The sequence below is a fragment of the Cupriavidus nantongensis genome (assembly GCF_041726985.1).
Taxonomy (GTDB): Bacteria; Pseudomonadota; Gammaproteobacteria; order Burkholderiales; family Burkholderiaceae; genus Cupriavidus; species Cupriavidus nantongensis_A.
In genome coordinates, this window is sequence record NZ_CP168302.1 from 1,867,636 (window position 1) to 1,885,850 (window position 18,215).

Below are 18,215 nucleotides of genomic sequence, written 5' to 3' on the forward strand. Positions count from 1 at the left end.
CGCCCATGTCGCTCACCGTCTTCGCCGTCGTCCTGCTTGCCGCCTTCCTGCATGCCGCGTGGAATGCCGTGGTCAAGGGCGGCGGCGACAAGCTGCTGTCCACCGTGATGGTGGCGGTCACGGCTGGCCTGATGGCCGCGGTGGCGCTGCCGGCGCTGCCGCAGCCGGCGGCCGCAAGCTGGCCCTTCATCGCCGCGTCGGTGGGCGTGCACGTGGTGTACTTTGCGCTGGTGGCGCGCATCTACCGCAGCGCCGACATGAGCCTGACCTACCCGCTGATGCGCGGCTGCGCGCCGTTGCTGGTGGCGCTGGCCAGCGTGGGCTGGCTGGGCGAGCACCTGTCGGCACTGGCATGGGGCGGCATCGCCGTGATCAGCCTCGGCATCCTGGCCATGGCCGGCGGCGCACGTGGCCACCGTGGCCTCCCGGGCAGCCGCGAGGGCGTGTGGCTGGCGCTGCTGAACGCGCTGGTGATCGCCACCTATACCCTGATCGACGGCACCGGCGTGCGCCGCTCCGGCGCGCCGGTAGCCTATGCCTTCTGGATTTTCGTGCTGACCGCGGTGCCGCTGGCGGCGTGGGCACTGGCGACGCGCCGGCCGCAACTGGCCGGTTACGTGCGGCGCAACCTGTTGTTCGCGCTGGTGGGCGGGGGCGGCACGCTGGCGTCCTACGGGCTGTCGCTGTGGGCGATGACACGCGCGCCAGTGGCACCGGTGGCCGCCTTGCGAGAATCGTCGATCCTGTTCGGCGCGCTGATCTCCGCGCTGCTGCTCAAGGAACGGGTCGGCGCCGCGCGGCTGGGCGCGGCCTGCCTGATCGCCGCCGGCGTGGCGACGCTGCGCTTCGCCTGAACGGGTGAAGCCCGGCGGCCGGGGTGCTCGCCCGAGCGCCCGGCCGCTGATTGTGCGCGGCGCTGTCTATACTTGGCTTGACCGGGTTCTCTGGACGCATCTGCGCTGCGTCCGCACACCAACATCACCAATACACGCCCGCCCGTCTGGACATCGTCGCCGAGGAGTAGGCATGGACCACACCGCAGATTCGTTTCGCGCCTTTGAGCTGGCTGGCTGGGAAGACCCGGAAGTCGTCAGCCGGTACCAGGAGCACCTGTCGCACGTGACCCGGCAATCGGTCGAGGCCTTGCTGGACGCCGCGCATGTGGCCGGCGGGCAGCGCGTGCTCGACGTCGCGTCCGGCTCCGGCTACGTCGCGGCCGGGGCGGTGCAGCGCGGGGCCGAGTCGGTCGGCATCGATTTCGCGCAGGCGCAGGTGCAACTGGCGCGCAAGCTGCATCCCGAGGTCCAGTACCAGCAGGCCGACGCGCAGGCATTGCCGTTCGACGATGCCAGCTTCGACGCCGTGGTCAACGGCTTTGGCCTGTGCCATATGTCCGACCCGGACGCGGCGCTGGCCGAGTCCTTTCGCGTGTTGCGCCCGGGTGGGCGGATCGCCTTTACGGTATGGGATACGCCCGAGCGTGCGGTCGGCTTCGGCGCGGTCTATGCCGCGATCCGCGCCTATGGCTCGATGGACGTCGATATCCCGGTCGGGCCGAATTTCTTCCTGTTCAGCGATCCCAGCCATTGCCGCAGCGCCTTGCAGCAGGCCGGCTTTGTCATGCCCACTTGCCGCAGCGTGCCCCAGGTCTGGCGCTTCTCCACGCCCGACCAGCTGTTCGACGCACTGGCCCAGGGCACCGTGCGCGCCGCCGCCACGCTGCGCGCGCAGACCCCCAAGGCCCGCGACGAAATCCGCGCCGTGCTGCGCGGCACCGTTGCCGGCTATATGCGCGGCAGTGGCTTCGAGGTGCCAATGCCGGCGGTGCTGGCGGCGGCGGTCAAGCCCTGAGGCAAGCATGTTGGACGCCGGCCGACACCTGCATTGCCAGCGTCGGCCCGGTCCCACCACTCCACGCTCGGAATGTGCCGCAATCCCGGCCCTAGCCCGCATTAGCCGGCATTAGCCCGGTGGCACAGTCATTGCGCAATGGACAGCGAGCGCGGCGCGCCGCTCGTTGTGCCACCTGCCAGCAATGGCTTCCCGGAGAATCCCGATGAATACCCGATCCCCATGCCAGAACGGGCAGGCCGCGTCGCGCCCGTCCGCTATCCGACGCCGTTCGCGCCAAGCCATGGTGCTGCTGCGTGTGCTGGGCTTATGCCTCAACAGCGTCGCCTGCGCACAGTCCGAGGCGCCGCAGGCCGCCACGGCGCCCGCCGTGCAGGCGGTGACACCGGAGCGCAAGTTTGCGCCCGGCTACCTCGAGGCGGCCGCCACCGGCTATGACAATGGCCTGGCCTGGCAGGAGCCGGAAGGCATCGCACCGTTGCGGCCGCCACGCGAGGCGCGCAGCGTGTCGGCGCGAGCCGAGAAGGATCAGGAATTGGCGCGGAGAATCGGCAATGCCGTTCAGTTGACCACCGTCGTTCCCGCGAAGGCGGGAACCCAGTGACTTTATTTCCGAAGGAGTGTGAAAGACGCTGGATTCCCGCCTGCGCGGGAATGACAACACATTATCTGCCCGGCACTGCCACCTCGCCCTCGGTCCAGTCTTCCACGCGCAGGCCGGGATATGCGGCAAAGTCGCGGACGTTGCGCGTGACCACGATCAGCCCTTCGGCAATGGCATGCGCCGCGATCAGCTCGTCCAGCGCATCGGCCTTGCGTTCGCGCGTGGCGGCACGGACCGGACCGTAAGCGCGCGCCGCTGCCGCATTCAGCGGCAGCACCGGCACGCGCCCGATCAGCGCCTGCAAGGCGCGCCGGGCTCCGTGCGGATCGCGCGACACGGTGACGCCGAATTCCAGTTCGGCCAGGCTGATGGCGGACAGCACCACGTCCCCCTCGAAGCACCGGCTAAAACGCTCGGCGACCTGGGGCGGCTGGTTCTTCATCAGGTAGATGCACATATTGGTGTCGAACATATACCTGGCCATCAGAACCCCTCCCGCTCGGACTGCGCCTGGTCTCGGCCTGGCGCCATGAAGTCGTCCGGGAAGGCGGCGAACACATCGAGCAGTCCGGTCAGGCGGCGTCGCGCGGGCCGGATGCGCAACTCATCGCCGATGCGCTCGATTTCAAACTGCATGTCGGTGTCGGGATAGGCCAGTTCCGCGGGAATGCGCACCGCCTGGGAATTTCCGTTGCGGAAGATACGGGTGAAAGGCATCGAGAGTTCCATGTACATCCCTGTAGGTACAAAGCATAGCACCATGACAGCAGAAGTACATCCGGGTGTGTATGGGTCGATTCTCGATCGGCTACTGTTGACTACAATGCGCCACGTCGTCCCGGATCCTTTGCCACCATGGACATCGAACTCGCCCGCACCTTCCTGCAAGTCGTGCGCGACGGCAGCCTGCTGGCCGCCGCCGACAAGCTGCATGTCACCCAGACCGCCGTCACCGCGCGCATCAAGAGCCTGGAGGCGCAGTTGAACTGCCGCCTGTTCGAACGCAACAAGGCCGGGGCGCGCCTGACGCCGGACGGGCAGCGTTTCCTCGGCTATGCCAGCCAGCTGGTGCAGACCTGGGAGGCGGCGTGCCGCGAGTTGCCGTTGCCGGCGGGGCTGGCCAGCCTGTTCCGCTATGGCACCGAGATCAGCCTTGGCAATCCGCTGGTGCTGCTATGGGCGACACGCCTGCGCCAGCGCATGCCGGCGCAGGCGGTGCGCGCGGAAGTGGGTGAGGGCGCGGAGCTGCAGCGCAGGCTGCAGTCGGGCGCGCTCGATGCCGCGCTGGTGTACCAGCCGGAGTACGCGCCGGGCATGCACGTGGAAGCGCTGATGGAAGAGAAGCTGGTGCTGATCCGCTCGACGCAGCGCGACGGCGGCTATGTCTATGTCGACTGGGGACCGGAGTTCCGCCGCCAGCATGACAGCGCGTTGCCGGAGCATGCGCGCGCGTCGCTGTACTTCAACCTGGGGCCGCTGGCGTTGCAGTACATCCTGCAGTACGGCGGCAGCGGCTATTTCCGCACGCGCGTGGCGCAGAGTTACCTGGACAACGGGACCCTGGCGCGCGTGACCGGCGCGCCGGAGTTTTCGTATCCCGTGTTCCTGGTTTGCGCCGAGGCGCCCGCGGGACCGGCGCGTGAAGCCGTGGATATCCTGCGCGAGATCGTGCGGGAAGAATCCGACTGGTCGCAGCGCTGGGACTTCCCGCAATAGTGACCAGGCGTTGCCGCCTGGCAGTCAGATTCGCACCGGTACCAGTCGAGCCGAAGGCGCGGGCACGGCCACCAGGCGCCATTGCTGCACGCGCCGCGCCCGGCCGCCGCCGCCGCGGCGCGGCGGGCGTGGTTCCAGGCCGGCAAAGCGCCCATGCAACTGCGCGCGCGCAAAGATAGGTTCCGGCACCCGCGTGCCGATCAGCCAGGTGACGCAGCCCCCCAACGCCACCAGTGCCAGCGCAAGCCCAATCCAGAGGATGGCTTCCATGTTCCCGCTCCATCGAATCGTTATCTGTGGTTCCAGTATTGGCACAAAGCGTGCCGGCGGGTAAATGAAAGTTATTTGTGCTTCATATCAATAAAATTGCATTGAACCGGCTTTCCAGTGCGGCCGAAGGCTGTTCCCCGGGGTAAGAAAAATCATCTGTTCCGACGAATCTCATAGACGTCGCGCGGCCGACACTGGCCTGGTCGATCAAAACACCTGGAGACCCCGATGCAACGCCTGATCTTCGAAGCCGAACACGACGCCTTCCGCGAATCCGCCCGACGCTTCTACCAGCGCGAGGTCGGCCCGCACGGCGAGCGCTGGCGCGAGCAGGGCTGCGTGGACCGCGAGGTGTTCCGCAAGGCCGGCGAGCAGGGCTACCTGCTGATGTGGGCCGACGAGCAATACGGCGGCGCCGGCGTGCAGGACTTCCGCTACGAGCAGATCCTGATCGAGGAAAATGCGCGCCACGGCGACTCTGGCTTCTTCGGCACGCTGCACTCGCGCCTGGTGGCACCCTACATCGGCCGCATCGGCAATGAAGAGCAGCGCCAGCGCCTGCTGCCGCCGGCGGCGCGCGGCGAGTCGATCTTCGCCGTGGCCATGACCGAGCCGCAGACCGGTTCAGACCTGGCTGGCATTCGCACCCGCGCCGAGGACCATGGCGACCACTGGGTGCTGAACGGCGCCAAGACCTATATCTCGAATGGCCAACTGGCCGACGTGGTGGTCGTGGTGGCCCGCACCGACCCGGAGCGCAGCCATGGCCTGACGCTCTTCATCGTCGAACGCGGCATGCCCGGCTTCGAGCGCGGGCGCAAGCTGCGCAAGCTCGGCCTGCATTCGCAGGACACCTCGGAGCTGTTCTTCGACAACGTCAAGGTGCCCAAGGCCAACGTGCTGGGCGAGCCCGGCCAGGCCTTCCGCTACCTGACGCGCCATCTGGCCGAAGAGCGCCTGATCGGCGCCTGCGGCTACATGGCATCGGCGCAGGTGGCCTTCGACATCACGCTGGACTACGTGCGCGAGCGCAAGGCCTTCGGGCGCACCATCGGCACGTTCCAGAACTCGCGCTTCAAGCTGGCCGAACTGCGCGCGCAGCTGGATGCGCTGCAGACCTTTGTCGACCAGTGCGTGCTGCAACACAATGCCGGCACGCTGACGGTGGAGACCGCGGCGTCGGCCAAGCTGCTGACCTCCGAGCTGCAGGGGCGCATGGTCGACGAGGGCGTGCAGCTGCACGGCGGCGCCGGCTATATGGAGGAGTACCGCATCTGCCGCATGTATGCCGATGCGCGCATCTCGCGCATCTATGCCGGCAGCAGCGAGATCATGAAGGAGATCATCGGCCGCAGCCTGGGGCTGGATGACCGGGTGAAGGCATAAGCGCAGTCAGGAAAGCGCCGACGGCACGGCTGGCAACGGCCGTGCCGTTTGTCGTTTTTTCCGACGGTTCAGTAAATTCGCGGGGTTAAAGGTTTTTGTCAGGCGAATGAAAGCCGTTTGTAAAGCGGTTCGGTTTGAATGCGGGCGGGAGATCGTGTCCGGATGGCGTAGACAGCATCAGGACAGCGGGCGAGGGCGCACCAAGACAGCCACGCCGCGCAACCGCATCGCGGACGGTGGCGCAGGATGATTCTTTTGCGCTGCCGGTGAACCGTTTGGCGGGCACGGTCGTTTAACCGCAGACCGTTTTCGAACCGAGCCTGACTGACCGTGCCTTTTGTCTTAACCCGTGTTGCCGCAGCTTCCCTGCTGGTATTGGCGGCCGCAGCCAGCCTGGCTGCCGAACGTCTCACCGATCCGCTGCCTGCCGCGGATTCCGTGCAAGTCGCCCAAGCTGCACAGGCCGATGGCCCGTGCACGCCGCCGCCCGCGGGCGCTGCGCTGACGCTGGCCCAGGCGCGCCTTGACGCATTGCGTTGCAACCGCACCATCATCGCCGCGCGCCGGGGCGTGGAAGCCAGCCAGGCCGATGTCCAGATCGCGTCGCAGCGGCCCAATCCCGTGCTGAGCCTGGGCGTGGAGAACATCAACCCGCATGCCGGCGTCGGCGCGGGCAACCTGCGCAGCAAGACCGTGGATTCCACCGTACGCGTGGACCAGCTGTTCGAGACGGCCAACAAGGGCAATCTGCGCGTCGACGCCGCGCGCAAGGCCAGCGCCGCCGCAGGCGAAGTGGTGCAGGCCGTGGTGGCGCAACAGGCCGGCATGGTGGAGCAGGCCTACTTCGATGCCCTGGCCAGCCAGGAACGCGTGGCCGTGCTGCGCGAGACGCTGGCGCTGTACGAGCGCACCCGCCAGGCCAGCGAGACGCGCCTCCGGGCCGGCGACGTGGCGCGCGCCGACGTGACCAAGCTGCAGCTCGACGCCTTGCGTGCGCAGAACGATATGCGCCAGGCCATCACCGACCACTACCGCGACAAGGCCCTGCTGGCGCAGGCGATGGGCGTGCCCGGCACGCTTGCCGGTAACCGGCTGGTGGCCGACTGGCCGGGGCTCGATGCCGCCGTGCCGCCGCCGGACCCTGACACGCTCCAGCGCCGCCCCGACGTGACCGCCGCCGAAGCACGCCTGGCCGCCGCCGCGGCATCGCGCGATCTGGCCCGTGCCGGCCGTGTCCCCGACGTGACCATCGGCGCGCAGGCCGAGCACTATCCGACCTCGCCATCCAACAGCTCCGGCTCCGGCAACAGCTTCGGCGTGTTCCTGTCGATCCCGCTGCCGGTGCGCCACAGCAACGGCGGCGAGGCGCGCCGCGCCGAGGTCGATTACTACGCGGCGCTCGACGACCGCAACCGCGTGATGCTGGAGGCCGGCAACGAGATCGACCGGCTGCGCAGCCAGCTCGAGACCGCGCGCCAGTCGCTGCGGCAGATGCGCGACGAGGTGCTGCCTGCCGCCGAAAGCGTCGCCGGCAACGCCGAGTTCGCCTACAGCAAGGGCGCAAGCGGTGTGCTCGATTTGCTCGATGCACGCCGCGCGCTGCGCCAGACCCGGCTCGATGCGGTGGCGGCGCAGGGCGAATACGCCAAGGCGCTGTCGGCGTACCGCGCCGCGCTGCAAACCTCGACCACCGCGGCGCCGGCCCGCACTGCCGCCACGCCCGCGCGTCCCTGAACCGCCGTTCCCGCGATCCCCCTCATGTCTTTCCTGTCACGCATGTCCCGCCGCATGTCATCTCCCAGCGCCGCCGTGCCGGCCCGCATTTCCGCCCTGTTGGCGATGTCGTTGTGCGCGCTCGCGCTGGCCGCGTGCGGCAAGTCCGAAGCCCCCAAGGCCGATGACGATCCCAAGGTCAGCGGCAACACCATCCAGTTTCCGGCCAGCGTGAAGACGCTGCCCGGCATCGCCGGCGAGGCCGCCACCACGGGCGGCGAGCGCATGCTGAGCCTGCCCGGCCGGCTGGTGTGGAACGAAGACAAGACCGTGCGCGTGGCGACGCCGTTTGCCGGGCGCGTGACCGAGGTGCTGGTGCAGCCCGGTGCCACCGTCAAGGCCGGCCAGCCGCTGGCGATGCTGACCTCACCGGATTTCGGCGTGGCCCAGGCCGATGCACGCAAGGCAGCCGCCGACAGTGCGGTGGCGGCCAAGGCGCTGGCGCGGCAGCGCGAGCTGTATGGCGCCGGCATCATCGCGCAGAAGGAACTGGAGCAGGCCCAGGCCGATGCCGCGCGCGCCGCGGCGGACCTGCAGCGCACCCGGGCGGCGCTGAGCCAGTACGGCGCGGCCCCGGCAGGGCCGGGTGGTGTCAACCAGCGCTTCGCGCTGCGCAGCCCGATCGACGGCCTGGTGGTCGAGCGCAATATCAACCTAGGCATGGAACTGCGCCCCGACCAGCCCCCCGCCGCGCCGCTGTTCCTCGTCACCGACCCGACCACGCTTTGGGCGCAGGTCGACGCGGGCGAGGCTGACCTGAAGCTGTTCAGGCCCGGTGTCGATGTGCAGCTGACCACCGCCGCCTGGCCCGGCGAAACCTTTGCCGGCACCGTGGTCAAGATTGCCGACTATGTCGATCCGACCGCGCGCAGCATCAAGGTGCGGCTGAGCGTGCCCAATCCCGAACGCCGCCTGAAGGCGGAGATGTTCGTCACCGCAAAGCTGCCGGCCGCCTCGTTCAAGGGCATTGCGGTGCCGTCCAAGGCAGTGTTCCTGGCCGACAACCGCAACTATGTGTTCGTGCGCACCGCGCCCAATACGTTCGAGCGCCGCCAGGTTCGCGTGGGCGTGACGCTGCCCGGCACCACCGAGCTGCTCGAAGGCGTGAAGGACGGCGAGACCGTGGTCAGCGAAGGCAACCTCTACCTGCAGGACATCCTGCGCGATGCCACCGCGGTGAACGCGGCGCGCGCGGCGGAAAAACGTTGAGGACGATCGCCCCATGATTTCGCGCATCGTCAGCTTTGCCCTGCACCAGAAGCTCTTTGTCTGGCTGGGCCTGATCCTCTTCGTCGGCGGCGGCATCGCCGCGTTCAAGAACCTGCCGATCGAAGCCTTCCCGGATGTGTCCGACATCCAGGTCAACGTCATCACGCTGTACCCGGGGCGCGCCGCTGAAGAAGTCGAGCGCCAGGTAACGATCCCGATCGAGACCGCGCTGGCGGGTACGCCCAACGCGGTGCGGGTGTTCTCGCATACGCAGTTCGGCCTGTCGTTCATGATGGTGACCTTCAATGACAAGGCCACCGACGTCGCCGCGCGCCAGCAGATCCTGGAGCGGCTGCGCAGCGTCGACCTGCCCGACGGCGTGCATCCGGACCTGGCGCCGCTGTCCACCGCGATCGGCGAGATCTACCGCTTCCGCCTGACCGGCAAGGGCTATACGCCGCAGGAGCTGCGCACGCTGCAGGACTGGGTGGTCGAGAAGAACCTGCGCCAGGTGCCGGGCGTGGCCGACCTGGTCACCATCGGCGGCACCATCAAGCAGTACGAGGTCAACCCCAACCTGGCGCGCATGCGCGACGCGCGGATCTCGCTGTCGCAGCTGTTCACCGCGCTGCAGCGCGCCAACGCCAACGCCGGCGGCGGCGCGGTGGCGCACGGGCGCCAGCAGTTCCTGCTGCGCTCGCTGGGCAGCTTCCGCACCTCGGCCGATATCGCCAACGTGGTAGTGGCGGAGAACAACGGCACCCCGATCCTGGTCAAGGACATCGCCGACGTGCGCGTCGGCAGTGCGCCGCCGCAGGGCCTGATGGGCCAGGACGACGAAGAGGATATCGTCTCGGGCATCGTGGTGATGCGCAAGGGCGAGAACCCGTCGCTGGTGCTGGAAGCGCTGAAGCAGAAGATCGAACTGCTCGACGACCAGATCCTGCCCAAGGGCGTGAAGATCGTGCCGTATTACGACCGCTCCACGCTGATCGACAAGACCCTGCATACGGTGTTCGGCAACCTGGTCGAGGGCGCGTTGCTGGTGATGGCGGTACTGTACCTGTTCCTGGCCAACGTGCGCGCCGCGGCGATCGTCGCGCTGATCATTCCGCTGGCGCTGCTGTCCACCTTCATCGGCCTGACCTGGGTCGGGATTCCGGCCAACCTGCTGTCGCTGGGCGCGATGGACTTCGGCATCATCGTCGACGGCGCGGTGATCGTGGTCGAGAACATCTTCAAGCGGCTGGGCGAGCTCAAGGCGCAGCAGATCCAGGACAGCCGGGCGCGCCTGCATGCGATCCTGCAGGCCACCACCGAGGTGGGCCGCCCGACCGTGTTCTCGATGGTCATCATCATCGCGGCGCACATCCCGATCTTTACGCTGCAGCGGCACGAGGGCAAGATCTTCGCGCCTATGGCATACACGGTGACGGGCGCGCTGATCGGTTCGCTGATCCTGTCGCTGACGCTGGTGCCGTTGCTGTGCCACCTGCTGCTGAAGAAGAATATCGCGCACGACGACAACTTCCTGGTGCGCCACTGCAAGCGGCTCTACGAACCGATGCTGGCCTGGGCGCTCGACCACAAGAAGTTGGTGGTGGGCACGGCCGTGGGCCTGCTGGTGGCGACCGTGGGCGCGGGCAAGTTCCTCGGCAGCGAGTTCCTGCCCGAACTGGACGAAGGCTCGATGTGGGTCAGCTTCGACCTGCCGGCATCGGTCTCGATCGACGAGGCGCGCGAGCAGGCGCGGCTGCTGCGCAGCGTGATCCGCCGCACGCCGGAGGTCAACACCACCATCTCCAAGGTCGGCCGCCCGGATGACGGCACCGATCCCAAGCTGATCAACACCGTCGAGATCCTGGTCGACCTCAAGCCCGAGCAGCAATGGCGCGCCGGCCTCGACAAGCGCGCCATCATCGGCGAGATCGACAAGCATCTGCGCCAGTTGCCCGGCATCGAGCCGAATTTCTCGCAGCCGGTGCGCGACAACATCCTCGAGAGCATCTCGCAGATCAAGGGCCAGATCGTGATCAAGGTGCAGAGCGACAGCCTCGAGCAGAACAAGAAGGTGGCCGACCAGATCCTCGCCAACGTGCAGTCGGTCAAGGGCGTGATGCGCGCCTTTATCGACCGCGACGGCGAGCTGCCGCAATACGTGCTGGAATTCGACCGCGCCCAGGCTGCGCGCTACGGTATCAACGTGGCCGACGTGCAGGAGCTGATGGAAACCGCGCTGGCCGGCAAGGCCGCGACCGAGCTGTGGGAAGGCGAGAAGCACTTCAGCGTGGCCGTGCGCCTGAAGCCCTCGGAACGCGCGCTGCCCAACCTGCCCAATATCTTCATGCAGACCGCCGACGGCGCGCAGGTGCCGCTGTCGCAGCTGGTAACCTTCCGCGCCGCCTCCGGCGCGATGAACATCAGCCGCGAGAACGGCCAGCGCACCACCTCGATCGGCATCTTCATCCGCGACCGCGACATGGGCAGCGTGGTCAAGGACATGCAGAAGCTGGTGGCGAAGAACGTCAGGGCCGACGACGTCAAGATCAGCTGGTCGGGCGAGTTTGAGAACCAGGAGCGCGCCATGGCGCGGCTGTCGATCGTGGTGCCGCTGTCTGTGCTGGTGATCTTCCTGCTGCTGTTCAATGCGTTCAAGTCGTTCAAGAGCGCCACGCTGATCATCTCGAACATCCCGTTCGCGCTGATCGGCGGCGTGTTCGCGCTGCTGCTGACCGGCATCCCGCTGTCGGTGTCGGCGGCGATCGGCTTTATCGCGCTGTTCGGCCAGGCGGTGCTGAACGGCGTGGTGATGGTGACCTACTTCAACCAGCTGCGCGAAGAGGGCATGCCGGTGCGCCAGGCCGTGCTGACCGGCTCGATGGACCGGCTGCGCACGGTGCTGATGACCGCGCTGCTGGCCATGCTCGGGCTGTTCCCGATGGCCATCTCGCGCGCCATCGGTTCCGAGACGCAGCGGCCACTGGCCATCGTCATCATCGGCGGGCTGATCACCGCGACCGTGCTGACGCTGATCGTGCTGCCGACGCTCTATGAATGGATGGTGGGCCGCAACTGGCCGGACGAGGAGGGCGCCGCGCCTGACGGAAACCGGATCACGCCTGCGATTTCAGGCTGATGACAGCGCCGCGCGGGGCTAGTCCCGGCGCGGGCTGTCTGGCATCGCAGACATGGCGATGCCTGGCGCCGCCCCATCGTGGGGGGCGTTTTCCATGCGCAGGCGCAATCCACAAGCCTTGCGCAACCCGATGCAGCCAGGCATGTGCTGCGCGCGAATCTATGTCGGAATAGTCTGACGTTCCTTTCGGAGCCGGACGCCTGCTGACCCCATCCCCCCGGGCCTACTCTGTACATACGGCATGGCCAGCAGCATAGCCGCCGGCCTCTCATGCGTACCCTTACGCAATCACCCGGAAAGGAGCTCGACATGATGAAGAAATGGCTGACCGCAGCAGTGTGTTCGATGATGGTTGCCGCCCCGGCAGGCATGGCCCTGGCGCAGACGACGGCACCGGCACCGGCAACGACGGCCGGAACCGCTGCAACCGGCGCAAGGGCAGACTATGACGCCGCGGTGAAGCAGGCCGACGCGGACTACAAGGCTGCCTCTGCCAAGTGCGATGGCATGAAGGACAACGCCAAGGACGTCTGCAAGGCCGAGGCCAAGCGCGACCGCGACGTGGCCAAGGCCCAGGCCGAAGCGCGCCGCGACGGCACGCAAAAGTCGATGGCCAAGGCCGAGAAGACCAAGGCCGACCGCGACTATGACGTCGCCAAGGAAATGTGCGACGACAAGACCGGCAACGACAAGGACGTCTGCAAGAAGGACGCCAAGGCTGCACATGAAAAAGCCCTGACCGCCGCCAAGGTCGACAAGGCCGCGGCGACCGGTTCGCGCAGCGACGTGGCGGAAGCCCGCGCCGATGCGAAGAAGGACACCATGGACGCCGCCTACAAGGCTGACAAGGAACGCTGCGACGCGATGTCCGGTGATTCCAAGGACAAGTGCCAGGCCGACGTGAAGGCCAAGTACGGCAAGTAAGACGCGACCGGTCCTGCCCCGCCGGGGCGGGCCGTCCATCGCACCACACGCAAGGGGACGCTGCCGGCGCCCCCTTGCCATGACCGCAAGGAGCACGACATGAACTGGGATCAGATCGAAGGCAAGTGGGAACAGGCCAAGGGCAAGGTCAAGGAGAAGTGGGGCAAGCTGACCGATGACGATATCGCGCAGATCAACGGCAAGCGCGACCAGCTCGCCGGCCGCATCCAGGAGCGCTATGGCTATACCAAGGAACGCGCCGAGGAAGAGATGAAGGAGTGGGAACGGGATGTGCGGTGGTAAGACGCTGCACAACGGTCTTGCAAAGCGCCCCCGGGGCGCTTTTTTTTTTGTGCGTCCGCTGGGGTCGGGTTTGTCGTGCTCGACTGGCGTAGCCGCAGAGTCACTTCGGGCCCCACCAAGGTAAACCCTAGTAGTCTACTTATATAGACTTTTTATACTGTCCCTCACTACCCGCCGGCATCCGCCGGCGCCTCAATTCGCCCGGCACCGGGCACCCACCCATGCCGGATCCTCTTTCCAGCGAACTGCTGTCCCGCAGCCGCCAGCCGGTCTACCTCCAGCTGGCCACCATCTTTCGCCGCCAGATCGAAAGCGGCGCCTGGCGGCAGGGCGCACGCATCCCGTCGCTGGAGCAGCTGTGCCGCCAGTACGGCGTGGCGCGCATGACCATGCACCATGCGCTGTCGATGCTCGACGAGGAAGGACTGCTGGAGCGCTCCCGCGGCCGCGGCACCTTCGTCAAGGCGCCATGCCAGGCGCGGCGGCAGGTATCGCTGTCGACCCACTGGGACGAGGCCGTCGCCGTCGGCGCGCAGCTCGATACCGAAGCCATGGTCGAATTGGCCGGTAATGTGCCGCTGCCGGACGACCTGGGCATGCCGTGCAGCGGCGAGCGCGCGCCCGCCTACCACTTCCTGCGCCGGCTGCACCGCCTCGACGGGCGCCCCTTCGCCGTGGGCGAGGTCTATATCGAGGCCGATGTGTTCGCGCGCGATCCTGACGGCTTCCGCCAGGGCGCGTCGGTGCCGGTGCTCGACCGCTTTCCCGGCCTGTCGGTCAGCAGCGCGCGGCAGCGGCTGTCGATCGTCGCGGCCGGCGCGGAATCGGCGGCCGCGCTGGCGCTGGCGGTCGGCGCGCCGGTGGCGGAGCTGCGCCGCTTTGCCTGCGTGCCGTCGGCCACGGCGGCGGGCGCCGAGCGCATCGTCTATTTCGCCCGCATCGAATTCCCAACCGAGTTCGTCTGCCTCGATTTCGACCTGCTGGCCGCGCGCCCGCATCCGGCATGACTGACCGGCCCCGAGCCAACCCTCCAGCCAACTTTCCAACCAACGGACCCCAGATGGACAACGCACAACCGATGAACGGCGCCGAGAGCCTGGTCAAGACCCTGCTGGCCAATGGCGTGGACACCTGCTTTGCCAACCCCGGCACCAGCGAAATGCATTTCGTCGCGGCGCTGGACCGCATTCCCGGCATGCGTTGCGTGCTGGGACTGTTCGAGGGCGTGGTCACCGGCGCTGCCGACGGCTATGCGCGCATGGCCGGCAAGCCCGCCGCCACGCTGCTGCATTGCGGCCCGGGGCTGGCCAACGGCCTGGCCAACCTGCACAACGCGCGCCGTGCGCAGACGCCCGTGGTCAATATCATCGGCGACCAGGCCACCTACCACCGTCCGCTGGACGCGCCGCTGACGGCCGACACCGAAGGCTGGGCCCGGCCGGTCTCGGTGTGGACGCGCACCGCCACGCAGGCGGCTTCGGTCGGGGCCGATGCGTCGGCCGCGGTGCAGGCCGCCTGCGCCGCGCCGGGCGGCGTCGCCAGCCTGATCCTGCCGTCTGACGTGTGCTGGGATGCGGGCGGCGCGGTGGCCGCGCCGCTGCCGGCGCTGCCGGTGCCCAAGGTGTCGCCCGATGCCGTTCAGCAGGCCGCGCGCGTGCTGCGCTCGGGCCAGCCGACCTTGATCGTGCTGGCCGGCAGCGCGCTGCGCGAGGCGCCGCTGGCCGACGCGCACCGCATCGCCGCGGCCACCGGCGCGCGGCTGATCTCGCCGATGTCCAATGCGCGCGTGGCGCGTGGGCGCGGCCGCCTGGCGGTGGACCGCGTGCCGTATTCCGGCGATGCCGCGCGCGACAAGCTGGCCGGCATCCGCAACGTGATCCTGGTGGGCGCGCCGGCGCCGGTAACGTTCTTTGCCTACCCGGGCAAGTCGCCGCGCCCGTATCCGGAGGATGCCGCGGTCCATGTGCTGGCGCGCCCGGAACAAGACCTGGCCGAAGCGCTGGCCCGGCTGGCCGATGAACTCGGCGCACGCCACGCGCAACTGCCCGCCGCCGCCATCCCCGCGCCGGTGGAACCCGCACGCGGCGCGGTCACCTCCGAGGCGGTGGCGCGCACGCTCACCGCGCTGCTGCCCGAGCAGGCCATCGTGGTGGAAGAGAGCGTCAGCTTCGGCCGCGCCTTCTATCCCGGCACCGTCCACGCCGCGCCGCACGACTGGCTGCAGCTGACCGGGGGCGCCATCGGCGCGGGCCTGCCGCTGGCGCTCGGCGCGGCCGTGGCCGAGCCCGGCCGGCGCGTGGTGGCACTGCAGGCCGACGGTTCGGCCATGTACACGCTGCAATCGCTGTGGACCATGGCGCGCGAACAGCTGGACGTCACCGTGGTGCTGCTGGCCAACCGCAAGTACGCCATCCTGCTGGGCGAACTGGCCGGCGTCGGCGCCAATCCCGGCAAGACCGCGCTCGACATGCTCGATATCGGCAACCCGGACCTGGACTGGGTCAAGCTGGCCAACGGCATGGGCGTGGAGGGGGCGCAGGCCACCGACATGGAAGGCTTTGCCGACCTGTTCCGCATGGCCAACGCGCGCAAGGGACCGTTCCTGATCGAACTGGTGATCTGAGCGCGGGCGCGGCGGGCAAGCGCGTCTGTCGCGCCGCCCGGCAAGCCGCGCAACCTGCCGGCGTTTCAGTCGGTCAGGTCGGGCCACCCCGGCGCCTCGTTGGCGCCGGGCAGTTGCTGCACCACGTATTCATGCAAGCGCGACAGCTCCAGCGCGATGCCATCCGGAAACCCCTGCCGCCCACCGCGCTTGTCGATCAGCAACTCGACCAGGAAGGCATGCAGCGCGGCGGGATTGGCGGCCAGCGCCGCCAGCTGGTTGCCGATGCGCGGATAGCGCCGGCACAGCACCAGCGGGCGCGCCCCGGCCGGCAGCGACACCAGCCAGCGCATGGCAACGTCCGACAGCGCCGCATCTTCCGGCGACGGCGCACGCCGCTGTTCGCTCCAGTCCGGCGCGGCCTGCACCGGCGGCGCGCCGTCCAGGATCTTCTTGGCTTCCTCGACGGTGACGAATTCAAAAGAGAGGGGTTCCATGCCGGCTCCGGGGGGCGAACCGACGCGCGACGCGGCGTCGTTGCTGCATTCTAGCGGTGAGCGCATGCCTGCGCCGGTCCGACTGCTCCAGGGGAGGGCCATCCTACCGCGTGTCGCCCGCCAACCCCAGCGCCCGTTCGATGCACCGGATGATTTCGGTATCCTCGAACGGCTTGCCGATAAAGCACGCCGCCCCCGCCGCCTGCGCGCGCCCTTCATATCCCTGCTTGTCGAAGGCCGTCATGCAGATCACCGGCATGCGCAGGCCGCGCGCGCGCAGCGTATCGATGAGCGCAAAGCCGTCCATGCCCGGCATCTGCACGTCCGCGATCACGCAGGCAATGCCGTCGAGCGACGGCGACGCGAGCAGCTGCCCCGCGCCGGGGTAGAGCTCCACGGCCAGGTCGAAGGCGCGCAGCAGCCGCCCCATCGCGTGCCGCACGGCAGCGTCGTCGTCGACGATGGCAATCACGGGCGTGGCATTCACGCGAACTCCTCGAACAGGCGTGCGCGGTGGCAGGGGTCACGCACGCCCCCTTGCTGCGTGGGCGGCACTAGAAGGTGTGCCGCAGCCCCAGCGCAAACGTCTGCGGATCGGCGCCGGCGCGGATGCCAAGGTCGTTGATGGCGAAGTCGTAGATCGCGTTGGCGGCATTGTCGATGCGGCTGTAGTAGGCATACAGCGCGGTGCGGCGCGACAGCGGATAGTCGTAGCCCACCGTGAACTGCGTGGCATGGGTCTGCGCGCCGCTGCGGAAGAAGCCGATGGTATCCGCCGACGATCCGGTGCCGTTGGCCGCGTACGCCACGCCAATGCGCACGCTGCCGGTCCCGACCTGCTGCACCAGCGAGGCATAGTAGGCGTTGCGCTGCAGGTCGCCGGTATCGGTACGGTAGTGCAGGTGTTCGACCACCGCGGCCAGGCGCGTGCCGGGCAGCAGCTGCCACGCCATGCCGGCCTTGAGCGCGTCGTCGTTGCGGCCGGCGGCCTGGTAGTGCTGGTGGCGCTCCCAGGCCAGCGTCGCGTTGAGCGGGCCGCGCTCATAGACCGCCGCCACCGAGTACAGCGCGGGATTGCGCGCGACGGTGGTCTTCTCCTCGGGCAAGCCCCAGCCCAGCCACAGGCTGACGCCGGCCCAGCGCGGCGTGCGGTACTGCACGATGTTCTTCTGGCGCCGGTCGAACGAGCTGGTGTTCTCGACGTTGTCCGTGCTCGAGGCGGAGCCGTTGCCCATCAGCGCCATATAGCCGGCGGTGGTCGGGTAGTACGGGTCGTAGCCCATGGTCGCCTCGGTATAGGGCGTGTGCCAGTGGCCCAGGAACAGCAGGCCATAACTGCCCCGCAGGCCGATGCGCGAATTGCGGCTGGCGATCTGGCCCTGGCCGGAATCGAGCGACAGTGCGCTTTCGATCTGCCACACGGCTTTGAGCGCGCCGCCCAGGTCTTCTTCGCCGCGCAGGCCGAATACCGAGCGGTTGTTGTTCAGGCGCACGATACTGCCCAGCCCGGTGCCGTCGGTCGCGGTGCTGGCGTGGCTGAACTCGAGCGACGTGTTCAGGCGGCCGTAGACGGTGACGCTGCCCGCCGCCAGCGCAGGCGCGCACAGCAGTGCGCAGCACGTGCCCAGCAGCGCGCGGACTGCCGGGCTAGTGCGTGGCATCGTCGGCGGGGGTCTTGCTGGAGGCGTTCAGCGTCGGGCCGGGGGTACCCGTGATCTTGGGCATGCACTCGGCATGGAACCATGCGGCGGTCACCGGTTCGCCGGCCAGCATGCGCTTGATTGGCGGCACCACCTGTTCGCCGATCAGCATGCCGAGCAGGCCGATCAGCGCCACCACCGGTGGCGCCGGTGAGCGGACCTGCATCAGCGCGTAGATGATGCCGACCAGGATGCCGGCGGCCAGGGAGACAAGGTAGAGCTTCATGGGGATTTCCGGTGAGGT

Annotated in this window: 19 protein-coding genes; 12 read left to right on the plus strand and 7 right to left on the minus strand. The window is 68.3% G+C overall.

The window, feature by feature from the left end; all coding sequences use genetic code 11:
- Positions 1 to 5 precede the first annotated feature (5 nt).
- The 3 genes from ACEI37_RS08135 (at position 6) to ACEI37_RS08145 (ending at position 2,455) form a co-directional block, all read left to right on the plus strand.
- A complete protein-coding gene (locus tag ACEI37_RS08135) occupies positions 6 to 854 on the plus strand; it encodes an EamA family transporter (RefSeq protein ID WP_373376231.1) in 849 nt (282 codons plus the stop codon).
- A gap of 172 nt (positions 855 to 1,026) precedes the next feature.
- Positions 1,027 to 1,851 carry a class I SAM-dependent methyltransferase gene (locus tag ACEI37_RS08140; protein ID WP_373376232.1) on the plus strand — a complete coding sequence of 275 codons (825 nt, stop codon included), beginning with the start codon at positions 1,027 to 1,029 and terminating at the stop codon, positions 1,849 to 1,851.
- 205 nt (positions 1,852 to 2,056) lie between these two features.
- Complete coding sequence (locus ACEI37_RS08145) at positions 2,057 to 2,455, plus strand: hypothetical protein (RefSeq protein WP_373376233.1); 399 nt, start codon at positions 2,057 to 2,059, stop codon at positions 2,453 to 2,455.
- Between the two features lie 61 nt (positions 2,456 to 2,516).
- Here ACEI37_RS08145 and ACEI37_RS08150 read toward each other — a convergent pair whose 3' ends face one another.
- Together ACEI37_RS08150 and ACEI37_RS08155 are read right to left on the minus strand one after the other, a co-directional pair.
- Positions 2,517 to 2,939 carry a type II toxin-antitoxin system VapC family toxin gene (locus tag ACEI37_RS08150; protein ID WP_373376234.1) on the minus strand — a complete coding sequence of 141 codons (423 nt, stop codon included), beginning with the start codon at positions 2,937 to 2,939 and terminating at the stop codon, positions 2,517 to 2,519.
- On the minus strand, positions 2,939 to 3,184 hold the full coding sequence (locus ACEI37_RS08155) for an antitoxin (protein ID WP_373376235.1): 246 nt from the start codon (positions 3,182 to 3,184) through the stop codon (positions 2,939 to 2,941). Before ACEI37_RS08155 ends, ACEI37_RS08150 begins: the two co-directional genes overlap by 1 nt.
- Before the next feature lie 126 nt (positions 3,185 to 3,310).
- Between ACEI37_RS08155 and ACEI37_RS08160 the strand changes: the two genes are divergently transcribed.
- A complete protein-coding gene (locus ACEI37_RS08160) occupies positions 3,311 to 4,171 on the plus strand; it encodes a LysR family transcriptional regulator (RefSeq protein WP_373376236.1) in 861 nt (286 codons plus the stop codon).
- Between the two features lie 24 nt (positions 4,172 to 4,195).
- On the opposite strand, the gene ACEI37_RS08165 is transcribed toward ACEI37_RS08160, so the two are convergent.
- Positions 4,196 to 4,441, minus strand: coding sequence for a hypothetical protein (locus tag ACEI37_RS08165; protein ID WP_373376237.1), 246 nt, complete (start codon positions 4,439 to 4,441; stop codon positions 4,196 to 4,198).
- 228 nt (positions 4,442 to 4,669) lie between these two features.
- On the opposite strand from ACEI37_RS08165, the gene ACEI37_RS08170 reads away from it, so the two are divergent.
- From ACEI37_RS08170 to ACEI37_RS08205, 8 genes are all read left to right on the plus strand, one after another.
- A complete protein-coding gene (locus tag ACEI37_RS08170) occupies positions 4,670 to 5,827 on the plus strand; it encodes an acyl-CoA dehydrogenase family protein (protein ID WP_373376238.1) in 1,158 nt (385 codons plus the stop codon).
- 330 nt (positions 5,828 to 6,157) lie between these two features.
- Positions 6,158 to 7,561 (plus strand): TolC family protein, encoded by a 1,404-nt coding sequence (locus ACEI37_RS08175; protein ID WP_373376239.1) that lies wholly within the window; start codon positions 6,158 to 6,160, stop codon positions 7,559 to 7,561.
- Positions 7,562 to 7,615: 54 nt separating this feature from the next.
- Complete coding sequence (locus ACEI37_RS08180) at positions 7,616 to 8,809, plus strand: efflux RND transporter periplasmic adaptor subunit (RefSeq protein WP_373376240.1); 1,194 nt, start codon at positions 7,616 to 7,618, stop codon at positions 8,807 to 8,809.
- A gap of 13 nt (positions 8,810 to 8,822) precedes the next feature.
- Positions 8,823 to 11,945 (plus strand): efflux RND transporter permease subunit, encoded by a 3,123-nt coding sequence (locus tag ACEI37_RS08185; RefSeq protein WP_373376241.1) that lies wholly within the window; start codon positions 8,823 to 8,825, stop codon positions 11,943 to 11,945.
- A gap of 309 nt (positions 11,946 to 12,254) precedes the next feature.
- Positions 12,255 to 12,869, plus strand: a complete 615-nt coding sequence (locus ACEI37_RS08190; RefSeq protein ID WP_373376242.1) for a hypothetical protein — start codon at positions 12,255 to 12,257, stop codon at positions 12,867 to 12,869.
- Positions 12,870 to 12,968: 99 nt separating this feature from the next.
- Positions 12,969 to 13,172: a CsbD family protein gene (locus tag ACEI37_RS08195; protein ID WP_115665425.1), complete on the plus strand. Its 204-nt coding sequence runs from the start codon at positions 12,969 to 12,971 to the stop codon at positions 13,170 to 13,172.
- Between the two features lie 221 nt (positions 13,173 to 13,393).
- Positions 13,394 to 14,179, plus strand: a complete 786-nt coding sequence (locus ACEI37_RS08200) for a GntR family transcriptional regulator (protein ID WP_373376243.1) — start codon at positions 13,394 to 13,396, stop codon at positions 14,177 to 14,179.
- A gap of 71 nt (positions 14,180 to 14,250) precedes the next feature.
- On the plus strand, positions 14,251 to 15,795 hold the full coding sequence (locus ACEI37_RS08205) for an acetolactate synthase large subunit (protein ID WP_373377736.1): 1,545 nt from the start codon (positions 14,251 to 14,253) through the stop codon (positions 15,793 to 15,795).
- A 65-nt stretch (positions 15,796 to 15,860) separates the two neighbouring features.
- Here the strand turns inward: ACEI37_RS08205 and ACEI37_RS08210 are convergent, their stop codons facing one another.
- The 4 genes from ACEI37_RS08210 to ACEI37_RS08225 all read right to left on the minus strand — a co-directional run bounded on the left by ACEI37_RS08210 (position 15,861) and on the right by ACEI37_RS08225 (position 18,197).
- Entirely contained in the window at positions 15,861 to 16,271 is a 411-nt protein-coding gene (locus tag ACEI37_RS08210; RefSeq protein WP_373376244.1) for a hypothetical protein, read from the minus strand.
- A gap of 103 nt (positions 16,272 to 16,374) precedes the next feature.
- The gene (locus ACEI37_RS08215; protein WP_373376245.1) at positions 16,375 to 16,758 is read right to left on the minus strand and encodes a response regulator transcription factor; all 384 of its coding nucleotides are present in this window, start codon (positions 16,756 to 16,758) and stop codon (positions 16,375 to 16,377) included.
- 67 nt (positions 16,759 to 16,825) lie between these two features.
- On the minus strand, positions 16,826 to 17,932 hold the full coding sequence (locus ACEI37_RS08220) for a porin (RefSeq protein ID WP_373376246.1): 1,107 nt from the start codon (positions 17,930 to 17,932) through the stop codon (positions 16,826 to 16,828).
- Positions 17,919 to 18,197 (minus strand): XapX domain-containing protein, encoded by a 279-nt coding sequence (locus ACEI37_RS08225; RefSeq protein ID WP_373376247.1) that lies wholly within the window; start codon positions 18,195 to 18,197, stop codon positions 17,919 to 17,921. The genes ACEI37_RS08220 and ACEI37_RS08225 overlap by 14 nt, the downstream gene beginning before the upstream one ends.
- Positions 18,198 to 18,215: the final 18 nt, after the last annotated feature.

Bases quoted from the DNA above. Each gene is read 5' to 3' on its own strand.
- ACEI37_RS08135 (WP_373376231.1), top strand. From the start codon at position 6: ATGTCGCTCACCGTCTTCGCCGTCGTCCTGCTTGCCGCCTTCCTGCAT.
- ACEI37_RS08140 (WP_373376232.1), top strand. From the start codon at position 1,027: ATGGACCACACCGCAGATTCGTTTCGCGCCTTTGAGCTGGCTGGCTGG.
- ACEI37_RS08145 (WP_373376233.1), top strand. From the start codon at position 2,057: ATGAATACCCGATCCCCATGCCAGAACGGGCAGGCCGCGTCGCGCCCG.
- ACEI37_RS08150 (WP_373376234.1), bottom strand. From the start codon at position 2,939: ATGGCCAGGTATATGTTCGACACCAATATGTGCATCTACCTGATGAAG.
- ACEI37_RS08155 (WP_373376235.1), bottom strand. From the start codon at position 3,184: ATGGAACTCTCGATGCCTTTCACCCGTATCTTCCGCAACGGAAATTCC.
- ACEI37_RS08160 (WP_373376236.1), top strand. From the start codon at position 3,311: ATGGACATCGAACTCGCCCGCACCTTCCTGCAAGTCGTGCGCGACGGC.
- ACEI37_RS08165 (WP_373376237.1), bottom strand. From the start codon at position 4,441: ATGGAAGCCATCCTCTGGATTGGGCTTGCGCTGGCACTGGTGGCGTTG.
- ACEI37_RS08170 (WP_373376238.1), top strand. From the start codon at position 4,670: ATGCAACGCCTGATCTTCGAAGCCGAACACGACGCCTTCCGCGAATCC.
- ACEI37_RS08180 (WP_373376240.1), top strand. From the start codon at position 7,616: ATGTCATCTCCCAGCGCCGCCGTGCCGGCCCGCATTTCCGCCCTGTTG.
- ACEI37_RS08185 (WP_373376241.1), top strand. From the start codon at position 8,823: ATGATTTCGCGCATCGTCAGCTTTGCCCTGCACCAGAAGCTCTTTGTC.
- ACEI37_RS08190 (WP_373376242.1), top strand. From the start codon at position 12,255: ATGATGAAGAAATGGCTGACCGCAGCAGTGTGTTCGATGATGGTTGCC.
- ACEI37_RS08195 (WP_115665425.1), top strand. From the start codon at position 12,969: ATGAACTGGGATCAGATCGAAGGCAAGTGGGAACAGGCCAAGGGCAAG.
- ACEI37_RS08200 (WP_373376243.1), top strand. From the start codon at position 13,394: ATGCCGGATCCTCTTTCCAGCGAACTGCTGTCCCGCAGCCGCCAGCCG.
- ACEI37_RS08205 (WP_373377736.1), top strand. From the start codon at position 14,251: ATGAACGGCGCCGAGAGCCTGGTCAAGACCCTGCTGGCCAATGGCGTG.
- ACEI37_RS08210 (WP_373376244.1), bottom strand. From the start codon at position 16,271: ATGGAACCCCTCTCTTTTGAATTCGTCACCGTCGAGGAAGCCAAGAAG.
- ACEI37_RS08220 (WP_373376246.1), bottom strand. From the start codon at position 17,932: ATGCCACGCACTAGCCCGGCAGTCCGCGCGCTGCTGGGCACGTGCTGC.
- ACEI37_RS08225 (WP_373376247.1), bottom strand. From the start codon at position 18,197: ATGAAGCTCTACCTTGTCTCCCTGGCCGCCGGCATCCTGGTCGGCATC.